Origin of the sequence: Pseudarthrobacter cellobiosi, from assembly GCF_023913755.1 — a bacterium.
Lineage (GTDB): Bacteria > Actinomycetota > Actinomycetes > Actinomycetales > Micrococcaceae > Arthrobacter > Arthrobacter cellobiosi.
Genome location: NZ_JAMXBJ010000042.1, coordinates 134,304 through 157,090 on the forward strand (window position 1 = coordinate 134,304; position 22,787 = coordinate 157,090).

At 65.9% G+C, this 22,787-nt stretch carries 22 protein-coding genes; 16 read left to right on the plus strand and 6 right to left on the minus strand.

The genetic code is table 11. The annotated features are described in order from the left end of the window. The first annotated feature begins 190 nt into the window (after nucleotides 1-190). Complete coding sequence (locus NG696_RS09440; RefSeq protein ID WP_252575265.1) at nucleotides 191-1,573, plus strand: 8-oxoguanine deaminase; 1,383 nt, start codon at nucleotides 191-193, stop codon at nucleotides 1,571-1,573. A 260-nt stretch (nucleotides 1,574-1,833) separates the two neighbouring features. On the opposite strand, the gene NG696_RS09445 is transcribed toward NG696_RS09440, so the two are convergent. After that, nucleotides 1,834-2,007 carry a hypothetical protein gene (locus tag NG696_RS09445; RefSeq protein WP_252568385.1) on the minus strand — a complete coding sequence of 58 codons (174 nt, stop codon included), beginning with the start codon at nucleotides 2,005-2,007 and terminating at the stop codon, nucleotides 1,834-1,836. A 371-nt stretch (nucleotides 2,008-2,378) separates the two neighbouring features. Between NG696_RS09445 and pucL the strand changes: the two genes are divergently transcribed. Then, the gene (gene pucL / locus NG696_RS09450) at nucleotides 2,379-3,293 is read left to right on the plus strand and encodes a factor-independent urate hydroxylase (RefSeq protein ID WP_181037298.1); all 915 of its coding nucleotides are present in this window, start codon (nucleotides 2,379-2,381) and stop codon (nucleotides 3,291-3,293) included. 175 nt (nucleotides 3,294-3,468) lie between these two features. After that, on the plus strand, nucleotides 3,469-4,962 hold the full coding sequence (locus tag NG696_RS09455; RefSeq protein ID WP_252575266.1) for a nucleobase:cation symporter-2 family protein: 1,494 nt from the start codon (nucleotides 3,469-3,471) through the stop codon (nucleotides 4,960-4,962). 137 nt (nucleotides 4,963-5,099) lie between these two features. On the opposite strand, the gene NG696_RS09460 is transcribed toward NG696_RS09455, so the two are convergent. After that, complete coding sequence (locus NG696_RS09460) at nucleotides 5,100-5,855, minus strand: IclR family transcriptional regulator (RefSeq protein WP_252568388.1); 756 nt, start codon at nucleotides 5,853-5,855, stop codon at nucleotides 5,100-5,102. Between the two features lie 220 nt (nucleotides 5,856-6,075). On the opposite strand from NG696_RS09460, the gene NG696_RS09465 reads away from it, so the two are divergent. From NG696_RS09465 to hutG, 6 genes are all read left to right on the plus strand, one after another. Next, nucleotides 6,076-7,476, plus strand: a complete 1,401-nt coding sequence (locus NG696_RS09465; protein WP_252575267.1) for an NAD-dependent malic enzyme — start codon at nucleotides 6,076-6,078, stop codon at nucleotides 7,474-7,476. A gap of 16 nt (nucleotides 7,477-7,492) precedes the next feature. Beyond that, on the plus strand, nucleotides 7,493-9,091 hold the full coding sequence (gene aceB, locus NG696_RS09470) for a malate synthase A (protein ID WP_252568390.1): 1,599 nt from the start codon (nucleotides 7,493-7,495) through the stop codon (nucleotides 9,089-9,091). Nucleotides 9,092-9,094: 3 nt separating this feature from the next. Then, the gene (locus NG696_RS09475; protein WP_252575268.1) at nucleotides 9,095-10,387 is read left to right on the plus strand and encodes a DUF6986 family protein; all 1,293 of its coding nucleotides are present in this window, start codon (nucleotides 9,095-9,097) and stop codon (nucleotides 10,385-10,387) included. A 10-nt stretch (nucleotides 10,388-10,397) separates the two neighbouring features. Further along, nucleotides 10,398-11,210: a bifunctional allantoicase/(S)-ureidoglycine aminohydrolase gene (locus NG696_RS09480; RefSeq protein WP_252568683.1), complete on the plus strand. Its 813-nt coding sequence runs from the start codon at nucleotides 10,398-10,400 to the stop codon at nucleotides 11,208-11,210. A 253-nt stretch (nucleotides 11,211-11,463) separates the two neighbouring features. Further along, nucleotides 11,464-12,219 carry an IclR family transcriptional regulator gene (locus NG696_RS09485; RefSeq protein ID WP_252575269.1) on the plus strand — a complete coding sequence of 252 codons (756 nt, stop codon included), beginning with the start codon at nucleotides 11,464-11,466 and terminating at the stop codon, nucleotides 12,217-12,219. Continuing rightward, nucleotides 12,216-13,166 (plus strand): formimidoylglutamase, encoded by a 951-nt coding sequence (gene hutG, locus NG696_RS09490; RefSeq protein ID WP_252575270.1) that lies wholly within the window; start codon nucleotides 12,216-12,218, stop codon nucleotides 13,164-13,166. Before NG696_RS09485 ends, hutG begins: the two co-directional genes overlap by 4 nt. A 345-nt stretch (nucleotides 13,167-13,511) precedes the next feature. On the opposite strand, the gene NG696_RS09495 is transcribed toward hutG, so the two are convergent. Continuing rightward, nucleotides 13,512-14,357, minus strand: coding sequence for an aldo/keto reductase (locus tag NG696_RS09495; RefSeq protein ID WP_252568684.1), 846 nt, complete (start codon nucleotides 14,355-14,357; stop codon nucleotides 13,512-13,514). A 182-nt stretch (nucleotides 14,358-14,539) separates the two neighbouring features. Between NG696_RS09495 and NG696_RS09500 the strand changes: the two genes are divergently transcribed. Together NG696_RS09500 and NG696_RS09505 are read left to right on the plus strand one after the other, a co-directional pair. Next, entirely contained in the window at nucleotides 14,540-15,445 is a 906-nt protein-coding gene (locus NG696_RS09500; protein WP_252568398.1) for a helix-turn-helix transcriptional regulator, read from the plus strand. Nucleotides 15,446-15,561: 116 nt separating this feature from the next. Then, nucleotides 15,562-16,371 carry a carbonic anhydrase gene (locus NG696_RS09505; protein ID WP_252575271.1) on the plus strand — a complete coding sequence of 270 codons (810 nt, stop codon included), beginning with the start codon at nucleotides 15,562-15,564 and terminating at the stop codon, nucleotides 16,369-16,371. Nucleotides 16,372-16,375: 4 nt separating this feature from the next. On the opposite strand, the gene NG696_RS09510 is transcribed toward NG696_RS09505, so the two are convergent. Further along, entirely contained in the window at nucleotides 16,376-17,308 is a 933-nt protein-coding gene (locus tag NG696_RS09510) for a threonine/serine dehydratase (RefSeq protein WP_252575272.1), read from the minus strand. Nucleotides 17,309-17,430: 122 nt separating this feature from the next. Here NG696_RS09510 and NG696_RS09515 point away from each other — a divergent pair, with 122 nt between their 5' ends. After that, on the plus strand, nucleotides 17,431-18,006 hold the full coding sequence (locus tag NG696_RS09515) for an RDD family protein (protein WP_252575273.1): 576 nt from the start codon (nucleotides 17,431-17,433) through the stop codon (nucleotides 18,004-18,006). 20 nt (nucleotides 18,007-18,026) lie between these two features. Here NG696_RS09515 and NG696_RS09520 read toward each other — a convergent pair whose 3' ends face one another. Together NG696_RS09520 and NG696_RS09525 are read right to left on the minus strand one after the other, a co-directional pair. Next, entirely contained in the window at nucleotides 18,027-19,127 is a 1,101-nt protein-coding gene (locus NG696_RS09520) for an ATP-binding protein (protein ID WP_252575274.1), read from the minus strand. A 70-nt stretch (nucleotides 19,128-19,197) separates the two neighbouring features. Further along, nucleotides 19,198-19,503, minus strand: coding sequence for a DUF1905 domain-containing protein (locus NG696_RS09525; protein ID WP_252568403.1), 306 nt, complete (start codon nucleotides 19,501-19,503; stop codon nucleotides 19,198-19,200). 65 nt (nucleotides 19,504-19,568) lie between these two features. Here NG696_RS09525 and NG696_RS09530 point away from each other — a divergent pair, with 65 nt between their 5' ends. From NG696_RS09530 to NG696_RS09545, 4 genes are all read left to right on the plus strand, one after another. After that, nucleotides 19,569-20,210, plus strand: a complete 642-nt coding sequence (locus tag NG696_RS09530; RefSeq protein WP_252575275.1) for an NADPH-dependent F420 reductase — start codon at nucleotides 19,569-19,571, stop codon at nucleotides 20,208-20,210. 136 nt (nucleotides 20,211-20,346) lie between these two features. Beyond that, nucleotides 20,347-20,823 (plus strand): hypothetical protein, encoded by a 477-nt coding sequence (locus tag NG696_RS09535; RefSeq protein ID WP_252575276.1) that lies wholly within the window; start codon nucleotides 20,347-20,349, stop codon nucleotides 20,821-20,823. Nucleotides 20,824-20,943: 120 nt separating this feature from the next. Then, a complete protein-coding gene (locus tag NG696_RS09540; RefSeq protein WP_252575277.1) occupies nucleotides 20,944-21,744 on the plus strand; it encodes a hydroxypyruvate isomerase family protein in 801 nt (266 codons plus the stop codon). Between the two features lie 66 nt (nucleotides 21,745-21,810). Further along, the gene (locus NG696_RS09545) at nucleotides 21,811-22,689 is read left to right on the plus strand and encodes a 2-hydroxy-3-oxopropionate reductase (protein WP_252568407.1); all 879 of its coding nucleotides are present in this window, start codon (nucleotides 21,811-21,813) and stop codon (nucleotides 22,687-22,689) included. Nucleotides 22,690-22,787: the final 98 nt, after the last annotated feature.

Sequence of the window (22,787 nt, forward strand, 5' to 3'; positions counted from 1 at the left end):
CACCATAGTTTCTGGAAACTTAATTTCGTGATGTGAAATTCAGGTTTCAAGCGGGTCACATTGACGCGCTTCCGCGTGCGTCCTACACTGATTGCCACCGGCTACCCATGGGCAACCGGCATCCTGGATCAGCAGACAGGGCATCACTGAGCTGGAACGCATTTGTTGCCGACCAGACAAGGAGCCATCCATGGCCCACCCGCATTCCCCGTCCCCGGCCCTATCCCCGTCCAGCCTCTGGATCAGGAACCCGCTCGCCGTTTTCACCGCCAACGGGCTCGATGCCAGCGGCGGCATTGTGATTAGCCGCGGCATCATCACCGAGCTGGTTCCGGCCGGCGGCCAGCCGTCGGCGCCCTGCGACTCGACGTTTGACGCCTCCGCGCATGTCCTGATGCCGGGCCTGATCAACACGCATCACCACTTCTACCAAACCCTCACGCGCGCCTGGGGTCCGGTGGCCAACGCCCCGCTGTTCCCCTGGCTACACAACCTCTACCCGGTCTGGGCACGCCTGACACCGGACAGCCTGGAACTCGCGGTGAAGGTGGCCTTGGCCGAGCTGCTGCTCTCCGGCTGCACCACGGCAGCCGACCACCACTACCTGTTTCCCGCGGGACTCGAGGACGCGATCGACGTGGAGGTCGGCGTCGTGCGCGAACTCGGCATGCGGGCCACCCTCACGCGCGGCTCTATGACTTTGGGAACGGACGACGGCGGCCTGCCGCCACAGTCCACGGTGCAGCGGCCGGAGGTCATCCTGGCGGACAGCGAACGCCTCATTTCGAAGTACCACGAGCGCGGCGACGGCGCCTTCATCCAGATTGCGCTGGCCCCGTGTTCGCCGTTCTCGGTGACCAAGGAGATCATGGCGGAGAGCGCAGCCATGGCAGAACGGCTTGACGTCCGGCTGCACACGCACCTCGCCGAAACCATCGACGAGGAAGACTTCTGCCTCTCGATGTTTGGCCTGCGCACCGTGGACTATCTGGAGAGTGTCGGCTGGCTGGGCAACCGCACCTGGCTGGGTCACGGCATCCACTTCAACGACGACGAGATCGCCCGGCTCGGCGCCGCGGGCACCGCCGTCGCGCACTGCCCGACGTCGAACATGCGGCTCGCGTCAGGCACCGCACGTGTTCTGGAACTTGAGGCAGCCGGGGTCCCGGTGGGGCTGGGAGTGGACGGATCGGCGTCGAACGATGCCTCCAACATGATCCTCGAGGCCCGGCAGGCGCTGTACCTGCAGCGGCTGCGCTACGGGGCGGACGTGCCGGTGGAGCGCGCTCTCGGCTGGGCGACGCGGGGCTCGGCAGCCGTGCTGGGACGCTCCGATATTGGTCAACTGGCGCCGGGGATGCAGGCCGACCTGGCACTCTTCCGCCTCGACGACCTGCGCTTCTCCGGCAGCCACGACGCGGTGGCGGCGCTGCTGCTGTGCGGGGCGGATCGCGCAGACCGCGTGATGGTGGGCGGCGAATGGCGCGTGGTGGACGGTCAGATCCCCGGCCTGGACGTGGCCGGGCTCATCGCGGAGCACTCGGCAGCGGCGCGGAAGCTGATCAACGGGTAGGCCCGGGCAAGCTGCGGGCTCCGTCCGTTCCCGACGACGCGGAAAATGGCTGGCGACGCGCAGATGCCCTGTCGCTACCGGAATATCGGTAGGGACAGTGCATCTGCGCATCATGGGGCCTTTCGCGCGTTCCACGGCGCACAGCCAGGGCCCGGCGGCGCAGACCACGGGGCACGAAAAGGCGGGCGGCACCTCCCCAGGTGCCACCCGCCCGTTGGCTCTGTTGCGCAGAGTCCGGCGTCCCTTCGAGGATGGAGCTCTTAGGGACGCTGCCGGCCGAATACCGGGAGCGCGCGCATCCAGCGGGAGAACCCGCCTGCACGGTCACAGTCGGCCGGAATGTAGAAGTCGGGATCGGTGGCGCCGAACGGCAGGTACAGCTCCTGGCCGGGTGCCGGGAAATCCACGACGTTGTTCTTATCCTTCGGGTCCATCTGTTCCTCCTCGTTCTTGCTGCTTAGCTTTTCCGTACTTCGGAAAACTTTTATTGTTATGTGGAAATTCTATGAGGGTCTGGGATCGGCGTCAAGACCTCGGCCGCAGGGACGCACCCCGGCCGGTCACAATCGGAAAGTACATAACAATCCCCGGGAAGTGATGTACACCACTGGCAAGAGTGGGCTACGCTTTTTTCACTTCGTGGCGCAGGTCACGTAACCTGGGAGCAGCAGGCAGGGTCGTAATGAGCTGGCATCAATGGATGCCGGCTCTTTTTTGTTGGGTCGGCTCCACCAGAAACGCGTTGGAAATACGCGCTTAATTTCGTTGGTGGACCTTGAAGGTTCCACCTCGTAGAAGTTGGGATATGACCATGAGCAACAAAATCGTCCTCGGCGACAACCAGTACGGCAAGGCAGAAGTCCGCGTCGTCAAAGTCACCCGCGACACCGACCGCCACCAGATCGAAGACCTGAACGTCACCTCGCAGCTGCGCGGCGATTTCGAGGCTGCGCACCTCAAAGGCGACAACGCCCACGTCGTCGCCACGGACACCCAGAAGAACACCATCTACGCCTTCGCCAGGGCGGGCGTTGGCTCCCCCGAAGCCTTCCTTCTTCGCCTCAGCGAGCACTTCACGTCAGGCTTCGACTGGGTTACGGGCGGCCGCTGGGAAGCCGAGTCCTACACCTGGGACCGCATCCAGTCGCACGGCTCCGAACACGACCACAGCTTTGTCCGGAACGGGCAGGAAGTCCGTACCGCCGTCGTGGTCCGGGACGGCAACACCACGCATCTGATCTCCGGGCTCAAGGACCTGACCGTCCTGAAGACCACCCAGTCCGGCTTTGTGGGCTACCCGCGAGACAAGTACACCACCCTGCCCGAGACCACGGACCGCATCCTGGCCACGGATGTTTCCGCCCGCTGGCGCTACAGCACGGGCCTGGACCACACGGCCACGGACTTCAACAAGAGCTACGAGGACATCAAGGCCCTGCTGCTCGAGGGCTTCACGGAGAACTACTCCCACGCCCTGCAGCAGACCCTGTTCGACATGGGCAAGAAGGTCCTGGAAGCACACGGCGAAGTGGACGAGATCAAGTTCTCGATGCCCAACAAGCACCACTTCCTGGTTGACCTCAGCCCGTTCGGGCTCGACAACCCCAATGAGGTCTTCTTCGCCGCGGACCGACCCTACGGCCTGATCGAGGCCACGGTCCAGCGCGAAAACTCAGGCACGGCCCCCGCCGCCTGGAACGGCATCGCCGGCTTCTGCTGATCCACTACCGGGTCTCGACGGGCTCAACCACCGGACCACCGGACCACCCCCCCGGTGGTTGGGCCCGTCTCCGGTGATTGAGCTTGTCGAAATCCACCGGCCCCACAGCTCCAAATTGTTAGCCAGACATTGTTAGCCAGACGAAGGCGTCTGCCATGAACCAAGAAAGTCTGCCATGAACAGCAAGAAGAATTCCCGGCCCGCGTCGACTAGTTCCGCGGCCCGCCCCGAGGACAAGCGCCTCTCCATCGGAAGCACGTTCGCGTACGGCTTCCAGCACGTTTTGACCATGTATGGCGGCATCATCGCCCCGCCGCTCATCATCGGAGCCGCGGCCGGCATGTCCGCGACGGACATCGGCCTGCTCATCGCGGCCTGCCTGTTTGTCGGCGGCCTCGCCACCATCCTGCAGACCGTGGGCATCCCGTTCTTTGGATCGCAACTGCCGCTGGTACAGGGTGTCTCGTTCGCCGGCGTGTCCACGATGGTGGCGATCGTGCAGGGCGGCGGCGGTATCCAGGCCGTCTTCGGCTCGGTCATTGTGGCGTCCCTGATCGGCCTTGCCATCACGCCGCTCTTCTCCAAAATCATCAAGTTCTTCCCACCCGTGGTCACGGGCACGGTCATCACCACGATCGGCCTGACCCTCATGCCCGTCGCCGCCAACTGGGCCATGGGCGGCAACGCCAAGGCCGAGAACTACGGGAGTGTGGCAAACATCGGCCTCGCGGCCGCCACCATGGGCATCGTCCTGCTGCTGAGCAAGGTCGGTAACGCCGCCATCTCCCGACTCTCCATCCTGCTGGCTATGGTGATCGGCACCGTGATCGCGCTGTTCACCGGCATGGCGGATTTCTCCAAGGTGGGCCAGGGTGAGGTGGTTGCTTTTCCCACACCGTTCGCCTTTGGCCTCCCGACCTTTGAGATCGCGGCCATCATCTCCATGCTGATCGTCATTCTGGTCACCCTGACCGAAACCTCGGCGGACATCATCGCCGTCGGCGAGATCGTGGGGACCAAGGTCGATTCCCGGCGCATCGGCGACGGCCTGCGGGCGGATATGCTCTCCAGTGCCATCTCACCGCTCTTCGGCTCCTTCACCCAGAGCGCCTTTGCCCAGAATGTCGGCCTCGTAGCCATCACAGGCATCAAGAGCCGCTTCGTGGTGAGCGCCGGCGGGCTCATCCTGGTGATCCTGGGCTTGCTGCCCATCCTCGGCCGGGTGGTCGCAGCGGTTCCCACCCCCGTCCTGGGCGGCGCCGGCGTCGTACTCTTTGGAACGGTGGCCGCCAGCGGCATCCGCACGCTCGCCAAGGTGGAGTACAAGAACAACATGAACCTGGTCATCGTCGCGGCATCCATTGGCTTTGGCATGATCCCGATTGCGGCCCCAAAATTCTACGACCAGTTCCCGACGTGGTTCGCCACGATCTTCCACTCGGGCATCAGCTCGGCCGCCATCATGGCCATCCTGCTGAACCTGCTCTTCAACCACCTCAAGGCCGGCAACTCGGACAACCAGTCAGTGTTTGTGGCCGGCACCGCGCGGGTGGTCACAGAGGCTGACCTGAAGTGCCTGGCCGACGGCGACCGTTACGAGGGCGGCAAGCTCATCGACGCAGAGGGCAAGGAAGTCCCGGTGGAGTCGTCGTCGAAGTCTGACCACTAGGCAAACCAACCTCCCCACCAACCATCTCCCGGCCGAACGGACACTTGAGGCCCCGGAATCCGCAGATTCCAGGGCCTCAAGTGTCCGTTCGCGCTATGAGCGCGCTGTTGTGGGTCGCGCTATTTTGGGTGGAAGCGTCAGTTCTGGTTGAGCTCCGCCGAGATCGCCATCGCGGCCTGGCGCAGCAGCGGCACGGCGCGGTCTGCAAAACTCTGGTCCACGCGGCTGATCGGCCCCGACACCGAGATGGCGGCAGGCGTGGGTGCGTTGGGCACGGCCATCGCGAAGCAGCGCACGCCGAGCTCCTGCTCTTCCTCGTCAATGGAGTAGCCGCGTTCACGGATCAGCTTGAGATCGGCAAGGAGGGCTTCAATGTCGCCGATGCTCTTGGCCGTGGGGGTGGGCATGCCGGTGCGGGCCACGATGCCGCGCACCACCTCGTCGTCGAGCTGGGCCAGGATCGCCTTGCCAACGCCGGTGTCGTGCGTGTGGGCGCGGCGGCCCACCTCGGTGAACATGCGCATGGAGTGCATGGACGGCACCTGGGCCACGTAGATGACCATGTCCGAGTCCAGCACGGCCATGTTGGAGGTTTCGCCGAGGCGGTCCACGAGGTTCTTCAGCTGCGGGCGGGCCACGGCTCCAAGCTGCTTGCTGGCGGCTTCGCCAAGCCGGATCAGCCGGGGACCCAGTGCGTAACGGCGGTTGGGCAGCTGGCGGATGTAGCCAAGCGAGACCAAAGTGCGCAGCAGGCGGTGGATGGTGGGCAGGGGCAGATCCGTGGAGGAGGAGAGCTCGCTGAGCGTCACGTCACCGCCCGCGTCTGTGATGAGTTCCAGCAGTTCGAAGACGCGCTCGACGGACTGCACGCCTCCGGAGGCTTTTTCAGCCATTCCGTTGTCTCCTATGGCTCAGATTCTGACATCTCTTATCCACATCGTGAAAAGAGTTGCTTAGAACACTCAACATACAGCACAACCAGGCCCCGGGCGATGTCCCCCAACATGACCGCCAGGGGGTTGCATTTCCACTTTGCAGATAATAATATCCATAATACGAAAACATTCGGTTGCACGAGCGGTCCGGGAACGGACCCAACGAGGAGGAAATTCAATGGCGAACCCGAGCCCCGGAAATTCGATCACCCTGCGCGTCGCGGCGCCGTCGAGCTTCACCGCCACGAGTGAGCTCGCTGCCGCCGTCGGCGCGGCCGGCGCAGCCATCACGGCGCTTGACGTCACGGAATCCCACCACGACACCCTGGTTGTGGACGTCACCTGCAACACCACCGACGACGACCACGCCGCCCGCGTCAAGGACGCCCTGAACGCGCTCGACGGCGTCACGGTCCAGCACGTCTCGGACCGCACCTTCCTCATGCACCTCGGCGGGAAGCTCGAGGTGGTCCCCAAGGTAGCCCTGCGCAACCGCGACGATCTGTCCCGCGCCTACACGCCCGGCGTCGCCCGCGTCTGCCTCGCCATCGCGGAGGACCCGTCGGCCGCCCGCAACCTGACCGTCAAGCGCAACACCATCGCCGTCCTCACCGACGGTTCGGCCGTCCTGGGCCTGGGCAACATTGGCCCGGCCGCGGCCCTGCCCGTTATGGAAGGCAAGGCCGCCCTGTTCAAGCAGTTCGCCAACGTTGACGCCTGGCCGGTCTGCCTGGACACCCAGGACACCGAGGAAATCATCATGATCGCCAAGGCCATGGCCCCCGTCTACGGCGGCATCAACCTTGAGGACATCGCAGCACCGCGCTGCTTTGAAATTGAGAAGCGCCTGCGCGATGAACTCGACATCCCCGTCTTCCATGACGACCAGCACGGCACTGCCATCGTCACCCTGGCAGCTCTCCACAACGCCCTGCGGGTGGTGGACAAGAAGCTCTCCGAGGTCCGCATTGTTGTCTCGGGCGTCGGCGCCGCCGGCTCGGCCATCATCCAGCTCCTCAAGGCCCAGGGCGCCCAGCACATCGTTGCCGCCGGCCGCTCCGGAGCCATCCACTCGGGCGAGCAGTACGACGACGAGCACCGCGCCTGGATTGCCGCGAACACCAACGAGGAAGGCTTCTCCGGAACCTTGCACGAAGCCATGGCCGGGGCCGACGTCTTCATCGGTGTCAGCGCTCCGCACGTGATCGGCGAAGAGCAGGTCGCCGCTATGGCTGAGAATGCGATCGTCTTCGCCATGGCCAACCCGACCCCGGAGATCGACCCTGTCATTGCGTCCAAGCACGCCGCTGTGGTGGCCACGGGCCGCAGCGATTTCCCCAACCAGATCAACAACGTGCTGGCCTTCCCGGGCTTCTTCCGGGGCCTGCTCGACGCCGGCGCGAGCGACATCACGCCGGAGATGCTGGTGGCCGCCGCAGACGCCATTGCCAACCGGGTAGCTGACGACGAGCTCAACGCGAGCTACATTATCCCCAGCGTCTTCGATCCTCATGTCGCCGCCGATGTGGCCGCAGCGGTAGCGGCAGCTGCGCACTCAAACGCCGCCCGCGCTCTCTAGAAAAGGACTTACGAATATGGCTATCACTGTTACTGACCGCCAGCCGGTCGCCCGTGCCGAAGAGATCCTCACCCCCAAGGCCCTGGCCTTCGTCGAGGAACTGCACCGGCGCTTCGCCGGCACGCGCAACGAGCTGCTCGAGGCCCGCCAGGCCAAGCGCGACGGCGTCGCCCGCACCAGCCGCCTGGACTTCCTCCCGGAGACCCGGGAAATCCGCGACGGCGACTGGAAGGTCGCCGAGGCGCCCGCCGCGCTGCAGGACCGCCGCGTCGAGATGACCGGCCCGGCCACCCCGGCCAAAATGGCCATCAACGCCCTGAACTCCGGCGCCAAGGTGTGGCTGGCGGACCTCGAGGACGCCAGCACGCCCACCTGGGCCAACGTCATCGACGCCATCCTGAACCTGCGCGACGCCGCAACCGGCACCTTGGCCTACACCTCGCCCGAAGGCAAGGAATATACGCTCCGCACCGACGCGCCGCTGGCTGTTGTGGTGGCCCGTCCGCGCGGCTGGCACATGCCGGAAAGGCACCTGCTGATCGACGGCGAACCCGCCGTGGGTGCGCTGGTGGACTTCGGCCTGCACTTCTTCCACACCGCCAAGCAGCTGCTGCTCAACGGCCACGGCCCGTACTACTACCTGCCCAAGATGGAATCGCACCTCGAGGCGCGCCTCTGGAACGAGGTCTTCGTGTTCGCGCAGGACTTCCTCGGCATCCCGCAGGGCAGCGTCCGCGCCACCATGCTGATCGAAACCATCCCGGCCGCGTTCGAAATGGACGAGTTCCTCTACGAACTCCGGGACCACGCCTCGGGCCTGAACGCCGGCCGCTGGGACTACCTGTTCAGCATCATCAAGTACTTCCGCGACGCCGGCGAGGAGTTTGTGCTCCCGGACCGCGCCTCCGTGGTCATGACGGCTCCGTTTATGCGCGCCTACACCGAGCTGCTGGTGAAGACCTGCCACAAGCGCGGCGCCTTCGCCATGGGCGGCATGGCTGCCGTCATCCCCAACCGCCGGCACCCCGAGGTCACCGAGGCCGCCTTCGCCAAGGTCCGCGCGGACAAGACCCGTGAGGCCAACGACGGGTTCGACGGCTCCTGGGTGGCCCACCCGGACCTCGTCCCCACCTGCCGCGAGGTGTTCGACGCCGCGCTCGGCGAGCGCCCCAACCAGCTGGACAAGCAGCGCCCCGAAGTTTCGGTCACCGCTGACCAGCTGATCGACATCGCCTCGGCTGACGGCCAGGTCACCGAAGGCGGGCTGCGGCTGAACCTGTATGTCGCCGTCGCCTATACCGCCGTCTGGCTCTCCGGCAACGGCGCCGTGGCCATCCACAACCTCATGGAGGACGCCGCCACCGCCGAGATCTCCCGCTCGCAGGTATGGCAGCAGATCCGCAACAAGTCCATCCTCGCCGACACGGGAAACACCGTCACCCGCGAACTGGTCGAAAAGATCCTGGGCGAGGAAACGGAACGGCTCCGGACCGAATTCGGCGACGAGGCCTTCCGCCTGTACTACCAGCCGGCCAGCAAGCTGATCGCCGAGATCTGCCTGTCCGAGGACTACACGGATTTCCTCACCACTCCGGCCTACGAACTGGTGGGCTGAGTCATGGCGGTTTCCCCCACGCCGTCGCTCTCCGCGGCGGACCTTGCCGCCATCGACACACAGCTGGCCGCCACGGACCAGCTGCTGGAACGTAATTACCCGGGCGACGACGGCACTCGCCAGCCCGTGCACACCGTGTACGTGCCGGCGGACCGTTTCACGCCGTCGTTCGCTGCCGACTGGGGTGCCGAGGCGCTCACGACGGCAGAGGCGCACGGCGGGCTCGAGAAGCTCGGGGCGTTGCTGGGCCAGGAGCCGGAGCTCGCTGCCGCCGTCGCCGCACGGGTCGGCGCCAAGCTGCACACGGAACCGATCGAGGACCTGCGCCTCGATTTCGAGGACGGCTTCGGCGACCGCGGCGATGAGGCAGAGGACCTGGCAGCGGTTGGGGCCGCCAACACGGTGGCAGCGGCAGTCGCCGCCGGCACCGCGCCGCCGTTCATTGGCATCCGCTTCAAGTGCTTCGAGGCGCCCACCCGGGCCCGCGGCCTGAAGACATTGGACTTGTTCGTTTCGACGCTGGCCTCCGCAGGCGAGCTGCCCGAGGGCCTCATCCTGACCCTGCCCAAGGTCACCACCGTGGCCCAGGTCCAGGCGATGGACTTCGCCGTGTCCCGGCTGGAGCAAGTCCACGGGCTTCCCGTCGGCCGGCTCCGCTTCGAGGTACAGGTGGAGACGCCGCAGCTGATCCTCGGACCGGACGGCACCTCCCCGGTGGCGCAGTTGCCGCACGTGGTTCCGGGACGCATCAGCGCCCTGCACTACGGCACGTACGACTACTCCGCCTCGCTGCAGATCTCGGCCGAGTACCAGTCCATGGAGCACCCGGTGGCGGACTACGCCAAGGAAGTCATGCAGCTGGCCGTCGCCGGCACGGGCATCCGCCTCTCCGACGGTTCCACCAACATCATCCCGGTGGGCGACGCCGTCGAAGATGCCTGGAAGCTGCACGGACGGCTCGTACGCCGCTCGCTGGAGCGTGGCTACTACCAGGGCTGGGACCTGCACGCCGCCCAGCTGCCCAGCCGTTTCGCCGCCACGTACGCTTTCTACCGCGAGGGGCTTCCGGCCGCAGCGGCACGCCTGCGCACCTACGTGGAACGAGACAACGCAGACGGCACCGAAGGCGGGGTCATGGACGAACCCGCCACCGCCCGGGCCCTGGCCGCCTTCGCCCTGCGCGGCGTCCAGTGCGGCGCAGTGGGGACCGAAGAGGTCCAGGCGCTCGCCGGCGTCGAACTTTCCCAGCTGACCGCGCTGGCGCACCCGCGGCTGGCACACTCCACTTCGAAGTAAGGAACCCATGATGGGCAAGTACTACTACCCCCAAGGCGGCCTGCCGCCGCAGACCCACCTCACCACGGAGCGGGCCATCGTCACGGAGGCCTACACGGTCATCCCCAAGGGCGTTATGACCGACATCGTGACCAGCACCCTGCCGGGTTTCTCCAACACCCGCTCCTGGATCCTGGCCCGCCCGATCTCCGGGTTTGCCACCACGTTCTCGCAACTGATCGTGGAGATCGGCCCCGGCGGCGGTGCCCCCAAGGCCGAGTTTGAGCCCGGCGTTGAGGGCGTTGTCTTTGTCACCAAGGGCAAGGTCAACCTGACCCTCGACGGCGAACTGCACCAGCTGGAGGAAGGCGGCTACGCCTACCTGGCCGCCGGTGCCACCTGGGGCCTGGAGAACGTCTCCGACGACATCGTCTCCTTCCAATGGATCCGCAAGGCCTACGAGCGGCTGGAGGGTTACGAGGCCAAGTCCTTCGTCACCAGTGACGCGGAGGTGGAACCCACTGCGATGCCGGACACCAACGGCGTCTGGAAGACCACCCGCTTCACGGATTCCAGCGACCTGGCCCACGACATGCAGGTGAACATTGTGACGTTCCAGCCGGGCGGGGTCATCCCGTTCCCGGAGACCCACGTCATGGAGCACGGCCTGTACGTCCTGGAGGGTAAGGCCATGTACCTGCTCAACAACGACTGGGTTGAGGTGGAGGCCGGCGACTTCATGTGGCTGCGCGCCTTCTGCCCGCAGGCCTGCTACGCGGGCGGCCCGGGCGAGTTCCGCTACCTGCTCTACAAGGACATGAACCGCCAGATCAAGCTGACCTAGGCTGCCTTTACCGGCCGCCTCTTACCGGCTGGCCGCCGAAATCGCCGGTACCATGCCGGGTCGCTGCAAATTTTGCGGCGACCCGGCATGGTACCGGCGATTTGGCGTTAGCGGTTGATTCCCACCCGGCGGAAAGTAAATTCCCGCTCCATGGGAACTATTTGATGCCATCCGTGATGCCAGCCACTAACGTCGGTGTCATGCATACAGATCCGAGCCGTTCCGTGACACCGGAAGGCAACNCGTCGGTGTCATGCATACAGATCCGAGCCGTTCCGTGACACCGGAAGGCAACGCCTCGCGGTTCGTCGACATCCTGCTCGAATTCGCGCGGCACCGGACCCTGACTGCAGCCCAGATCAGCAAAACAACGGGCATCCCCGCCAGCGCCGTGTACCGGCACCTGACACTGCTGGTGCAGTCCGGGCTGGTGGCGCAGACCAGGCGCCGCGGGCAGTACAGCGCCGGCCCGGAAACCCTGCGCCTCGCCGCCAACTTCCAACAGGAAGCCATGGTCAAGGGCCGCATCTCGGAGCAGCTACAGCTGCTCTCGGATGAAACCCAGGAGCTGGCCGCCTACCTGGTGGTCCGCGGTGCGGAGGCACTGTGCGTTGATGCCATCGAAGGCTCCCAGATGCTGCGCTGCAGTTATTCGCCGGGCCGCTCGCTCCCCCTGCTGAAGGGCGCCAGCGCCATGGCCCTGCTGGCGCACCTGGACCCCCAGGAGCAAAGCAGGATCGTGGCCGGCCTCGGGCTCAGCTCCGAGGACGCAGACAACCTGAACCACGAACTCCAGATCGTCCAGGGCCGCGGCTTCGGCCTCAGCTACGGGGCGGTGGATGCGGGCGTCTGGGGCGTCAGTTTCCCCGTGTTCGACGACGGCGGCCGGCTTTTGGGTGCCGTCAGCACCATGGCCCCGGCGGACCGGGCGGTCCGGCACGAAAAGCAACTCATAGCAAGCACCCGAGACGCCGCACTGGCGCTCGGACACGGAGAAGGATCCCGATGACCAACCCCACCACCCAGCACACGTGGACGGGCCGCGACGACGGCCCCGGCCCAGAACACCGGCGCTGGCACCACGCAGTAAACACGGCCCAGGCCGGCACCACGGGAATCGCCATCCTTGGATTCCGTAGCGATGAAGGCGTCCGCCGGAACAAGGGCCGCGTGGGCGCCGTCGACGGTCCCGCAAGCATCCGTTCCGCCCTGGCACCCATGGCGGCGCCGGCGGATCTCCTGGTCCACGACCTTGGCGACACCAGCGTGGTGGACGGAAACCTCGAGGACGGCCAGGAGCGCCTCGGCGCGGCCGTCCGCCAGGCCCTGGACGCGGGCCACCTGCCCGTCATCCTGGGCGGCGGCCACGAAACCGCCTTTGGCACCTACACGGGCCTCCGCGCCAGCCAGGTCACCGATGGACGCCGGATCGGCATCATCAACCTGGACGCGCATTTCGATCTCCGAGCGGAGGCCATCCCGTCCTCTGGCACGCCGTTCCGGCAGGTGGCCGAGGCCGAGCAAGCCTTGGGCCACGGGTTCAACTACACGGTGGTGGGCATCAGCCAGCCCGGTAACACCGAGGCCCTGTTCCAGACAGCCCGGGAGCTCGGCGTCACGTACCTCCTGGACGAGGAATGCACCGAGTCCAGGACTGAGCAGGTCCGGCAGTTCACGCAGGACTTCATCGACTCCGTGGACGTCGTTTACCTGACCATCGACCTCGACGTCCTTCCCGCGTGCGTCGCCCCCGGTGTCAGCGCACCGGCGTCGTACGGGGTTCCGCTCTCCGTCGTGCTGGACGTATGCCGCCAGCTGGCCCGCTCCCCCAAGCTCGCCGTCGTCGACGTCGTCGAACTGAACCCCCGGTTAGACATCGACTCCCGCACGGCCCGCACGGCCGCACGGCTCATCCACACGATCGCCGCAGAGCGCTCCGGGCACCGGCATGCGTAGCCGGAAGCCCGCCTCCCCTCCCCAGAAACTCACGGTCAGGGCTCAGTAGCCGTCCGCGGTTCAGGTTCAATTGCCCACGCGGCTTCGTGCAGGAGACTGGCCAGCCGCCGCTGGAAGCGGGCCAGTCTCCTGCGTGCGCGTCCGGCCTGTCGTGGTGCCACAACGGGTGCATCCGGCAAGGCGCTGCGGCTGTCGTTGTTTATGAGGTGGACGACTACCCAAGCCATCATCAGCGAATTATCGATGGTTCTCTTCTTGTCATTTATGGCAGGCACTGAACTTGTGCGCGCGGTTGTTCGGTGGGGCTCTGGCTCTCTTGGTTTGCACTTCCCTGGCGCGGATTGGCTACATTTGGCTGTGCGCGGCGACGGCGGGATCCCCGCCGGTGCGGGCGCCCGACTCCATTTCCGTGATTTCGGCTACCTCCGCCGGCGTTAGCGACACGGCGGCAGCGCCCAGGTTTTCCCGCATGCGTGCGGCCTGGACCGACTTCGGGATGACGATGGTGCCCTGGCTGAGATGCCACGCGAGCACAATCTGGGCAGGTGTGACACCGTACTTGGCGGCCAAGGACTTCACGTTGGCCGCTGCCAGATCGGCGCCCTGCCCCAACGGGCTGTACGCCTCCACCGCAATGCCCAGGTCGCGGTTCTTGGCCGCCAGTTCCTGCTGCTGGAAGGCGGGGTGGATTTCGATCTGGTTGACGGCCGGGACAATATCCGCCGCCGGCAGGAGCGTGTCCAGGTGGTCAGCCAGGAAGTTCGAAACCCCGATGGCGCGGATCTGGTTGTTTGCGTACAGCTTTTCCATGGCCTTCCAAGCCTCCGTGAAGAGTCCCTGTGCGGGCACGGGCCAATGGATCAGGTAGAAGTCCAGGTAGTCCAGGCCCAGGGCTTGGCGGCTGTTCTGGAAGGCTTGGTGGGCCATTCCTTGTTCACCGTTGCGCAGCTTGGTGGTGATGAAGAGTTCCCCGCGGGGTATGCCCGAAGCGGCAATGGCTGCCCCGACGCCGGCCTCGTTCCGGTACGCCGCGGCAGTGTCGATGTGGCGGTAGCCGGCTTCGAGGGCGTCCTCGACGATGCGCTGCGTTTCTTCCGGCGGGACCTGGAATACGCCGAAGCCAAGTTGCGGGATCTGGACGCCGTTGTTGAGGGTCACGGTGGGGATGGTAATTTCCTGTGGCTGGGACATCATCAGTTCTTCCCGTGGTTGTGTTGTTTGCTCGAACAGCCCTGCACGGGCGGGTTATGCATTCAACGCTAGGCACGCCGGCAGGCCGTGTCAGCAGGTATGCCATTCCCTCCTTTTCCTAGGACTGGCAGTCCTACCTTCGTCACTGGAAAGCGGGGACGCCGGCTTGGACAATGGAAGGCATGGGTCAGAGCGCGGAGTTTGGAAAGTTCCTGAAGGCAATGCGGTCGCGGCTGACGCCGGAGCAGGCCGGGATAGCCGCGACCACCGGTGGCAGGCGCGTCCCCGGGCTGCGACGCGAGGAAATCGCGCGCCTTGCGGACGTGAGCACCGACTACTACACCCGGCTCGAACAAGGCCGGAACATCCACCCGTCCCGGGCGGTGATGGATTCAGTGGCGAGGGCCCTGCGCCTGGATCCTGGCGAGCAGGCGCACATGTTCGACCTTCTGGAGAACTGCGCGAAGTCCCAGCATTCACCCATTCCGGAACAGGTTGTTCGGCCGGCTCTCCGCCAACTCCTGGACGCCGTGGGCAACGTTCCCGCCCTGATCCTGGGCCGCCGCACAGATGTTCTGGCCGGCAACCGCCTGGCGTTCCTTCTGCTTGCGGAATTCCCGGCTATGCCGGCGGCGGAGCGGAACCTCACCCGCTGGATCTTCCTCGATCCGCGCTCCCACGATCTCTTCCGGGACTGGGAGACCGTGGCGGCCGAAGCCGTCGGGACCCTGCGCGCGGATATCGGCCGGCACCCCAACGACCCCCAGGCCAATCAACTCGTCGGCGAACTCGCAGTGCACAGCGAACGCTTCCGCCAATGGTGGGCCGGACACCGGCTGGCCACGGGGTCCGCAGGCAGCGTTCGGCTGCACCATCCCGTCGTCGGGGACCTGGAACTGAACTTCGAAGACCTGACGCTTCCCGACGATTCAGACCAGGTGCTGAGGGTGTATTCAGCGAAGCCGGACTCGCCGTCGGCCGATTCCCTGACCCTGCTCGGCAGCTTCGGCGCCGAAGTGCCGGCCGCTGCGGAAGCCCAGCGGGCAACAGAAGACACGGACGCTTCCGGCGCCGCCAAGGGGCCCTGACTTCCAGAAGGCCTGGGTGACGGCCCCCACGGTGTCACATCCTGCGCGTAGCGTCTGTGACAAGACCTGCCACCGGCCCCCGTGGTAGTCGTCGTAGGTCCGCACCGGGCTCTCCGGTGCGGACCTACGACGACCCGAAGGATGGAAATGCGCAGCGCCACAGTAATGACCAGGAAGTCTTTGATAGTTGGATCCAGCCTGGGCTGCTGGCACTTGTCACCGGCTGCAGCACGTCCGCCTCCGCAGCTCCCCATACCTGGTCCTATGACGGCGCCGAGGGCCCTGAACACTGGGGCACCCTGAGCTCCGACTTCGGCTCCTGCTCTTCGGGCACCGCCCAGTCCCCCATCGACGTCGGCGGCGGTTCGGGCCTTTCCTCGGCGCCCCTCGCCGTCGACTATTCCGCCTCCGAAGGCGAGATCACCGACAACGGCCACACCACCGAACTGCGCGCCCTCACGGCCCAGGGCATCACGGTTGGCGGCAAGAAGTACGCCTTCAAGCAGCTGCACTTCCATGCCCCGTCCGAGCACACGCTGGACGGCGCCCGCTACGATGCCGAGTTTCACTTCGTCCACCAGGCCGATGACGGCGGGCTGGCCGTCGTCGGGATCCTCGCCACGGTGGGGGCTACCAATGCGGCGTGGGCGCCGTTCACGGACGGCGTGCCGGCCGCAGCCGGTGGGCAGAAGGTGCCGGCCGGCGTCGTGGATTTCCCGGCACTGTTCCCGGCGTCGCTGGATCATTTCGCGTACGACGGCAGCCTGACCACTCCGCCCTGCTCGGAAGGCGTGCGCTGGCTGCTCCTCGAGACCCCCGTTGAGCTGGGAGCCGGACAGCTTGCCACACTTCGCGCGGCGCACTCGGGCAACAGCCGGCCGGTCCAGCCGCTCAACGGGAGGGACGTCGTCGCGGCGGACCAGTAGAACCTCAGACGGTGGCGGGGTCCGTGTTGGCGCCGCAGAGGATCACGGCCACGCGTTCCCCGGCCGCCGGGACGTAGGCGCCGGAGTGCAGGGCGGCGAAGGCCGTGGCCGCGCCGTGCTCCACGATGATGCGGTACTGCTCCCACAGCAGGGACCGGGCGGCCACGATGTCCTCGTCGGAGACCAGCACGGCGCGGACGCCGGTACGGACGGCCACGTCGAAGCCGATCCGGCCGATCTGCCGGGCCCCCAGGGAGTCGGCGGCGATCCCGGAGACGGCCACGTCCACGGGGGTCCCGGCCGCGAGCGCGGCGTGCAGGGTGGGCGTGGATTCGGACTCGACGCCCACCACTTTGGCCCGGCCCTCCACGGCGGCCGCAACCCCCGCCATGAGCCCGCCGCCGCCCACAGCCACCACCACGGTGTCCACGTCGCCCAACTGCTCCAGCAGTTCGGTTCCGATGGTGCCGGCGCCGGCTGCGATCTCGGGCTGGTCGTAGGCATGGCAGTAGACCGCGCCCGTCTCGGCGGCGTAGGCCATCGCGGCGTTGTACGCCTCGGAGTATTCGGCCCCGCGCTGGACCACGTTGGCGCCGATGGCCCAGAGCTTCTTGACCTTCACGGCCGGGGCGGTCTCAGGCACAAACACGGTGGCGGGCACGCCGACGTGGGCCGCGGCGAACGCGTTCGCGAGGCCGGCGTTGCCGCCGGAGGCCACCACGATGCCCACGTCGTCCTTCAGTTCGCCGCGCTCCCGGCAGGCCAGGACCCGGTTGAAAGCGCCCCGGGCCTTGAACGTGCCGGTGTGCTGCATGAACTCGCACTTGAGCCACACCTCGCCGGGGATGCTCCCCTTGTCAGCTTCCAACAGCGGCGTGACGCGGATCCTCCCTGCAATCCGGGCAGCGGCTTCGCCGACGTCGGTGCGTGTGATCATGGGGAAATCCTCGTTCCGGGGTGGGGCTGGGTTCAACGTTCAGGCTATCGCCCGCATAGACCTTCGCCGGGCATCCGGCGATAGAATCCCCCCAAACACGAGGCAAGGTACAGGGTGATTCCATGACACGTTCTTCAGGGGCTCCAGCGGCGGCCGGAACGGGGGACCTCAAGCCGGCCGGGGTAGGGCGGCGGCTCCTCGCTTTGCTTCTGGACTACGGCGTCATCCTGGCGTGGATGGCGTTCCTCGGGCTGCTCTCGTTCCTGGCCTACCTCGTGTTGGGATCCCTGCCGGACACCCTGGGAACGCTTGGGCCGCTCGGCAGCCAGGTGCTGTACTTCTTTCTGCTGACCTTCGTTGTTGGTGCGTACCTGTATCGCTGCGAGTCGGGCCCGCACCACGCAACCTGGGGCAAGCGCCGGATGGGCCTGACGGTGGTGGGCATCGACGGTGCGGCGCCTTCCCGCCGCCGGATCCTGGTCCGCACTGTGGTGAAGCTGCTGCCGTGGGAGGCAGCCCATTTCTTCGTGTGGCAGATGATGTGGACGTTCTACCAGCATGGCTATGAAGCCGCGCCGCCCGTGTGGGTTTTTCTGGGGCTGCAGGCTTCAACTGCCGCGGCATTGGTTTACATCGCCATGGTGGTGTTCACAGGCCGTGGACCGCACGATCGCGCGGCCGGGACGGTGGTGCTCTGACGGCACCAGCAGGAACTGAATCAGCGAGCAATGGGGTGCGATGTCAGGTATTCGCGGAGACCTGGGATGGCGAAGTCCACGAGCCCGTGCCCGGCGGGTTCGATGAGTCCGGCATCCATGAGGCGCGCGCGGTAATTGCCTACCGCGTTTGGCCGCATTCCGGTGCGTGCGCCGATGTCCGTGGTCGACGACGCACGGCGGTCTTCGGCCATAGCCTGCAGAAAATCCCGGTCCCTGCCGGACGTGGTTGAAAGTGCCGCTTCGATGACCACACGTTCGTTCCGGCGTCGGGCGGCGGCCACGGCCCGAGCCACGGCCTCGGCATCCAGATCGTCGGAAGCCCTTTCCGACTCCTGCCACAAGTGGTAGCCGACTAGCTGGATCAGAAATGAATACCCGCCGGTCGCCTCTGCCGCTTCCCTTGCAAGATTGGCGCTCAACGGGATCCGGGCCTCAGCGAACGTTTCAGAGAATGAGCGCTCCACTTCGGTGATGGAAGCCGCGTGGAGATCGATGCGGTCAGCACGCCGGAGGAAGGTAGCCACGCCTTCGTTGAGCAAGTCCGACACCGCAGCGGGCAACCCGGCGAAGATGAGGCCAATGGGAAGGCCTTCACGGATGAAGTGCTGCACGTCTGCGGCGAGCCGGGACAACTCTGCCCGATCTGCTGCATGGATTTCGTCGACGGTAATGACCAGTCCGGTCCCGCGTTGAGCCAGCAGACGCAGAAGCGCTGCACCGCGGGCGCGCCAGTCGACTTGCTCTTCGGGCGCGAGCTGGGTCGTGACGGAGAATCCGGCAACGGACAACGCCGTGACCCGGCGGCCTGTAGGCCCATCCCCCAGATCGTTCGTGAGCAGGCGCATCGACTCTCCGATCCGCCCCACAAATCCTCCCGTGGCCGTTTCGGAAACTACTGCCCAGCCGTTGTTCAGTGCCAAGTCTTCTGCCGCACCCAGCATCACGGTCTTGCCGATGCCCCTGGCACCGGTAAAGATTGTCAGAAGACCTGGCGCCCCTGATCCGATACGCAGCCCGTAGGCAAACTCGTCGAGCACTCCCCCGCGGCCGATGAGGTCAGGCGGAGTCGCTCCCGCGGTCGGCCGAAAAGGGTTCTCCATCAGGGCTCCTGTGAATGTCTGTGTATCTTGTGAATCTTGTGAATTTCACACTACCCGACTCGTCCGCGGCTCACGCTGGCTCGGACACCTCAAGGTGAATGTGAACCTGATCGCCCACACCAATGCCGACCGTGGTCCTGATGGCCTTTTTGACGGGCAGCACGTAGGAGCCGCTCTTGCTGTCCAGGAAGAGCGACGTGGACCAGCCGGCCCCGGAGATGACTGCCGTGACCTTGACTGAGCCGAAGCCTCGACGAAACGGTGCTGTGTCCTCCCGGATCTCCGCGGCAAGCTTCTCCGGGAGTGTGAGGAAGTACCACCCGGCTTCTCCGGGATAGAGCCACAGCCTGGCCGTGAACGAATACTCCAGCGCCACGTTTTGAGTATGGCACGCGACCATTGGGGCGAAATATCCCCACGGGCGCCGGTGTTGCCCCCGATATGACAACCATCGGAATCATCGGAGCAGGACACATTGGCAGCGAGGTTGCCCGCAAAGCGGTGGAACTCGGCTACGACGTGGTGATCAGCAATTCCCGCGGCCCCGAAACGCTGGCCGCACTCGTGGCAGAACTGGGACCCCGTGCCCGGGCCGCGACGCCGGCCGAAGCGGCAGCGGCGGGCGATTTCGCCGTCGTGACCATTCCTTTCAGGAGCCTCGGCAGCATCCCCGTGGAGCCGCTCGCGGGGAAGATCGTGATCGATACCGGCAACTACTACTGGAAGCGCGACGGCCATGTTCCGGCCCTCGACGCCGGCGAAGCGACGTCCTCCGCGCTGGTGCAGGAACACCTGCCCACGTCCAAGGTGGCGAAGGGCTTCAACCACATCCGGTACAGCGAGATCACCACGGACGGCACGCCTGCCAGCACCCCGAACCGCCGCGCCCTGGCCACCGCAAGCGACTACGCCGAGGCCAGCGAGCTCGTGACGAAGCTATATGACGAGTTCGGCTTCGACACGGTGGACCTCGGCCCGCTCTCCGAGAGCTGGCGCGCTGAGCCAGGCCGTCCGGCGAATGTGGTGCGGCAGAACGCTGCTGAACTCAGCGAGACCCTGGCCAAGGCGCCACGGACCGTCTGACGTTTGGCGGGCGGTGCCGGCCTGTGCCGACCTGTGCCGCGCAGTAATTAATCCATTCGACGTATTATTCAGGGTGATCCACGTTCTCTCGGCCCCGACGCGGCCCAACGCTGATCCCTGACACCGAAGGATTTCCGTGAGCCACCTCAACCACAACCAGGCCGCGCGGCCTGCCTCTGGCGCCGAAATGCCACCCCACGCCATCGGCAAGGACGTAGCACTCGCCTTGTTGATCGGGCTTCTGGCGGGTTTGCTTGGGCTGGCCCCGTGGCTGGTCACCGGCGCGCAGCTTCCTCTGCAGAACCTTTGGGGCGCGGAAGTGCTGCCGCAGCAGATGCCCCTGTCGCTCCTGCCATTGAGCCAATACGGACTCACCACGCTCGTTGCGCTGATGACCGTGGGAGGGGCGGCCGCCGGCCTGGCAGTGCGGCGTTGGCCCCCTGCCCGACGGCGGCTAATTGTCTGGTGTGCGGCCGGCGGCGTTCTCGCGGTGCAGGCCACGGTGACAGTGCAGGCGTTTTCCGTGCTCGACGCCAGGAGCTGCCCGTTCTTTATGCCCGGTCGGGAAGAGTTTGCCGTCCCCCACTCCCTCCCAGCCCACACACCCCCTTGACTCGCGCCCCCACCTTCCCTAAACTTTTCATAAAGCAGAATCTAAATTCCACAAAGCGGAAACTCACGAAGAGCCAGGCAAGCGGAAGATAGATCAAAGCCCTCCTCGGAAGGACCTACGATGACGTACACAGTGAACTGCTCCATCCTCTTGACGGAGCTTCCCCTGCTCGAGCGCCCCGCAGCCGCAAAGGCTGCCGGCTTTGACGCCGTCGAGTTCTGGTGGCCCTTCGAGACCTCCGTGCCCACGGACGCCCAGGTCACCGGGTTTGAGAACGCCATCAAGGATGCCGGCGTCCAGCTCACGGGCCTGAACTTCAACGCCGGCAACATGCCCGGCGGCGACCGCGGCCTGGTCTCCTGGCCCGCACGTTCCACCGAATTCCTAGACAACATCGACGTCGTCGCCGGCATCGGCGAGCGCCTCGGCTGCAAGGCCTTCAACGCCCTCTACGGCAACCGCGTCGACGGCGAATCGGCCGAGAAGCAGGACGCCATCGGCGCCGAAAACCTCGCCGCGGCAGCTGCCGGCGTCGCAGGCATCGGCGGCGCCGTCCTCCTCGAACCCGTCAGCGGCGCCGCCAAGTACCCGCTCCTCACGGCAGCGGACGCCCTCAAGGTGATCGCCCGCGTCAAGGCTGAATCCGGCGCAGAGAACATCAAGCTCCTCGCAGACTTCTACCACCTGGCAGTCAACGGGGACGACGTCGCAGCCGTCATCGAAAACCACGCCAAGGACTTCGGCCACATCCAGATTGCCGACAACCCCGGCCGCGGGGCTCCCGGAACCGGCGAGCTTCCCCTCGGCGAATGGATCGCCCGCAGCCGCGAACTCGGCTACGACGGCTACATCGGCCTCGAATACAAGGAACCGGCAGAAACCGCGTTCGCCTGGGCCATCCGCCAGCGGGCCAGCCGCTAGGTTTCGACAAGCTCAACCACCGGCCCACCCGGATTCACCACACAGACTTTCAGTAAAGGAACCACAATGAGCAACGTTGCAGTCATCGGACTCGGAATCATGGGCCTGCCCATGGCCATCAACCTCGTCAAGGCCGGCCACACCGTCACCGGCTTCAACCGCAGCCAGGACAAGATCGACAAGCTCGTCTCCGAGGGCGGCCAGGGTGCCACGAGCATCGCCGACGCCGTCAAGGACGCCGACGTCGTCATCACCATGGTGCCGGATTCCCCCGACGTCGAGGGCGTAGTCAGCGGCAAGGACGGCGTCTTCGCCAACGCGAAGAAGGGCACCCTCTGGATCGACGCGTCCAGCATCCGCCCGGACGTTGCCAAGCGCCTCGCCGACGATGCTAAAGAAGCCGGCATCCGCCCCCTCGACGCCCCGGTCTCCGGCGGCGAACAGGGCGCCATCAACGCCGTTCTCTCCATCATGGTGGGCGGCGAGGCAGCCGACTTCGAGGCAGCACAGCCGGTCCTCACCGCCGTCGGCAAGACCATCGTCCACGTTGGCCCCTCCGGCTCCGGCCAGACCGTCAAGGCAGCCAACCAGCTGATCGTGGCCGTCAACATCCAGGTCCTCGGCGAAGCGATCGCCTTCCTTGAGGCCTACGGCGTGGACACCGACGCAGCCCTCAAGGTCCTCGGCGGCGGCCTGGCCGGTTCCAAGGTCCTCGACCAGAAGGGCCAGAAGATGCTGGACCGCAACTTCGACCCCGGCTTCCGCCTGGCCCTCCACCACAAGGACCTCGGCATCGTCACCTCCGCAGCCCGCGAAGCGAACGTCGCCGTCCCGCTTGGCGCCGTCGTCGCACAGCTCGTCGCCGCCACCGTCAACCAGGGCGACGGCGGCCTCGACCACTCCGGCCTCTTCAAGCAGGTCCTGCAGCTTTCCGGCCGCAAGTAGGTTTCGATGCTCCTATGGTTGTCAAGCGGCTTGTTGAAGGGTTTGGTGGCGTTGTTGGATCTTGATGAGGATGGGATGAATTTCGCGGCAGACGTAGC

Excerpts from the sequence above, each read along its gene's own strand:
- NG696_RS09440 (WP_252575265.1), top strand. The coding sequence starts at position 191 with ATGGCCCACCCGCATTCCCCGTCCCCGGCCCTATCCCCGTCCAGCCTC.
- NG696_RS09445 (WP_252568385.1), bottom strand. The coding sequence starts at position 2,007 with ATGGACCCGAAGGATAAGAACAACGTCGTGGATTTCCCGGCACCCGGC.
- pucL (WP_181037298.1), top strand. The coding sequence starts at position 2,379 with ATGACCATGAGCAACAAAATCGTCCTCGGCGACAACCAGTACGGCAAG.
- NG696_RS09455 (WP_252575266.1), top strand. The coding sequence starts at position 3,469 with ATGAACAGCAAGAAGAATTCCCGGCCCGCGTCGACTAGTTCCGCGGCC.
- NG696_RS09460 (WP_252568388.1), bottom strand. The coding sequence starts at position 5,855 with ATGGCTGAAAAAGCCTCCGGAGGCGTGCAGTCCGTCGAGCGCGTCTTC.
- NG696_RS09465 (WP_252575267.1), top strand. The coding sequence starts at position 6,076 with ATGGCGAACCCGAGCCCCGGAAATTCGATCACCCTGCGCGTCGCGGCG.
- aceB (WP_252568390.1), top strand. The coding sequence starts at position 7,493 with ATGGCTATCACTGTTACTGACCGCCAGCCGGTCGCCCGTGCCGAAGAG.
- NG696_RS09475 (WP_252575268.1), top strand. The coding sequence starts at position 9,095 with ATGGCGGTTTCCCCCACGCCGTCGCTCTCCGCGGCGGACCTTGCCGCC.
- NG696_RS09480 (WP_252568683.1), top strand. The coding sequence starts at position 10,398 with ATGGGCAAGTACTACTACCCCCAAGGCGGCCTGCCGCCGCAGACCCAC.
- NG696_RS09485 (WP_252575269.1), top strand. The coding sequence starts at position 11,464 with ATGCATACAGATCCGAGCCGTTCCGTGACACCGGAAGGCAACGCCTCG.
- hutG (WP_252575270.1), top strand. The coding sequence starts at position 12,216 with ATGACCAACCCCACCACCCAGCACACGTGGACGGGCCGCGACGACGGC.
- NG696_RS09495 (WP_252568684.1), bottom strand. The coding sequence starts at position 14,357 with ATGTCCCAGCCACAGGAAATTACCATCCCCACCGTGACCCTCAACAAC.
- NG696_RS09500 (WP_252568398.1), top strand. The coding sequence starts at position 14,540 with ATGGGTCAGAGCGCGGAGTTTGGAAAGTTCCTGAAGGCAATGCGGTCG.
- NG696_RS09510 (WP_252575272.1), bottom strand. The coding sequence starts at position 17,308 with ATGATCACACGCACCGACGTCGGCGAAGCCGCTGCCCGGATTGCAGGG.
- NG696_RS09515 (WP_252575273.1), top strand. The coding sequence starts at position 17,431 with ATGACACGTTCTTCAGGGGCTCCAGCGGCGGCCGGAACGGGGGACCTC.
- NG696_RS09520 (WP_252575274.1), bottom strand. The coding sequence starts at position 19,127 with ATGGAGAACCCTTTTCGGCCGACCGCGGGAGCGACTCCGCCTGACCTC.
- NG696_RS09530 (WP_252575275.1), top strand. The coding sequence starts at position 19,569 with ATGACAACCATCGGAATCATCGGAGCAGGACACATTGGCAGCGAGGTT.
- NG696_RS09540 (WP_252575277.1), top strand. The coding sequence starts at position 20,944 with ATGACGTACACAGTGAACTGCTCCATCCTCTTGACGGAGCTTCCCCTG.
- NG696_RS09545 (WP_252568407.1), top strand. The coding sequence starts at position 21,811 with ATGAGCAACGTTGCAGTCATCGGACTCGGAATCATGGGCCTGCCCATG.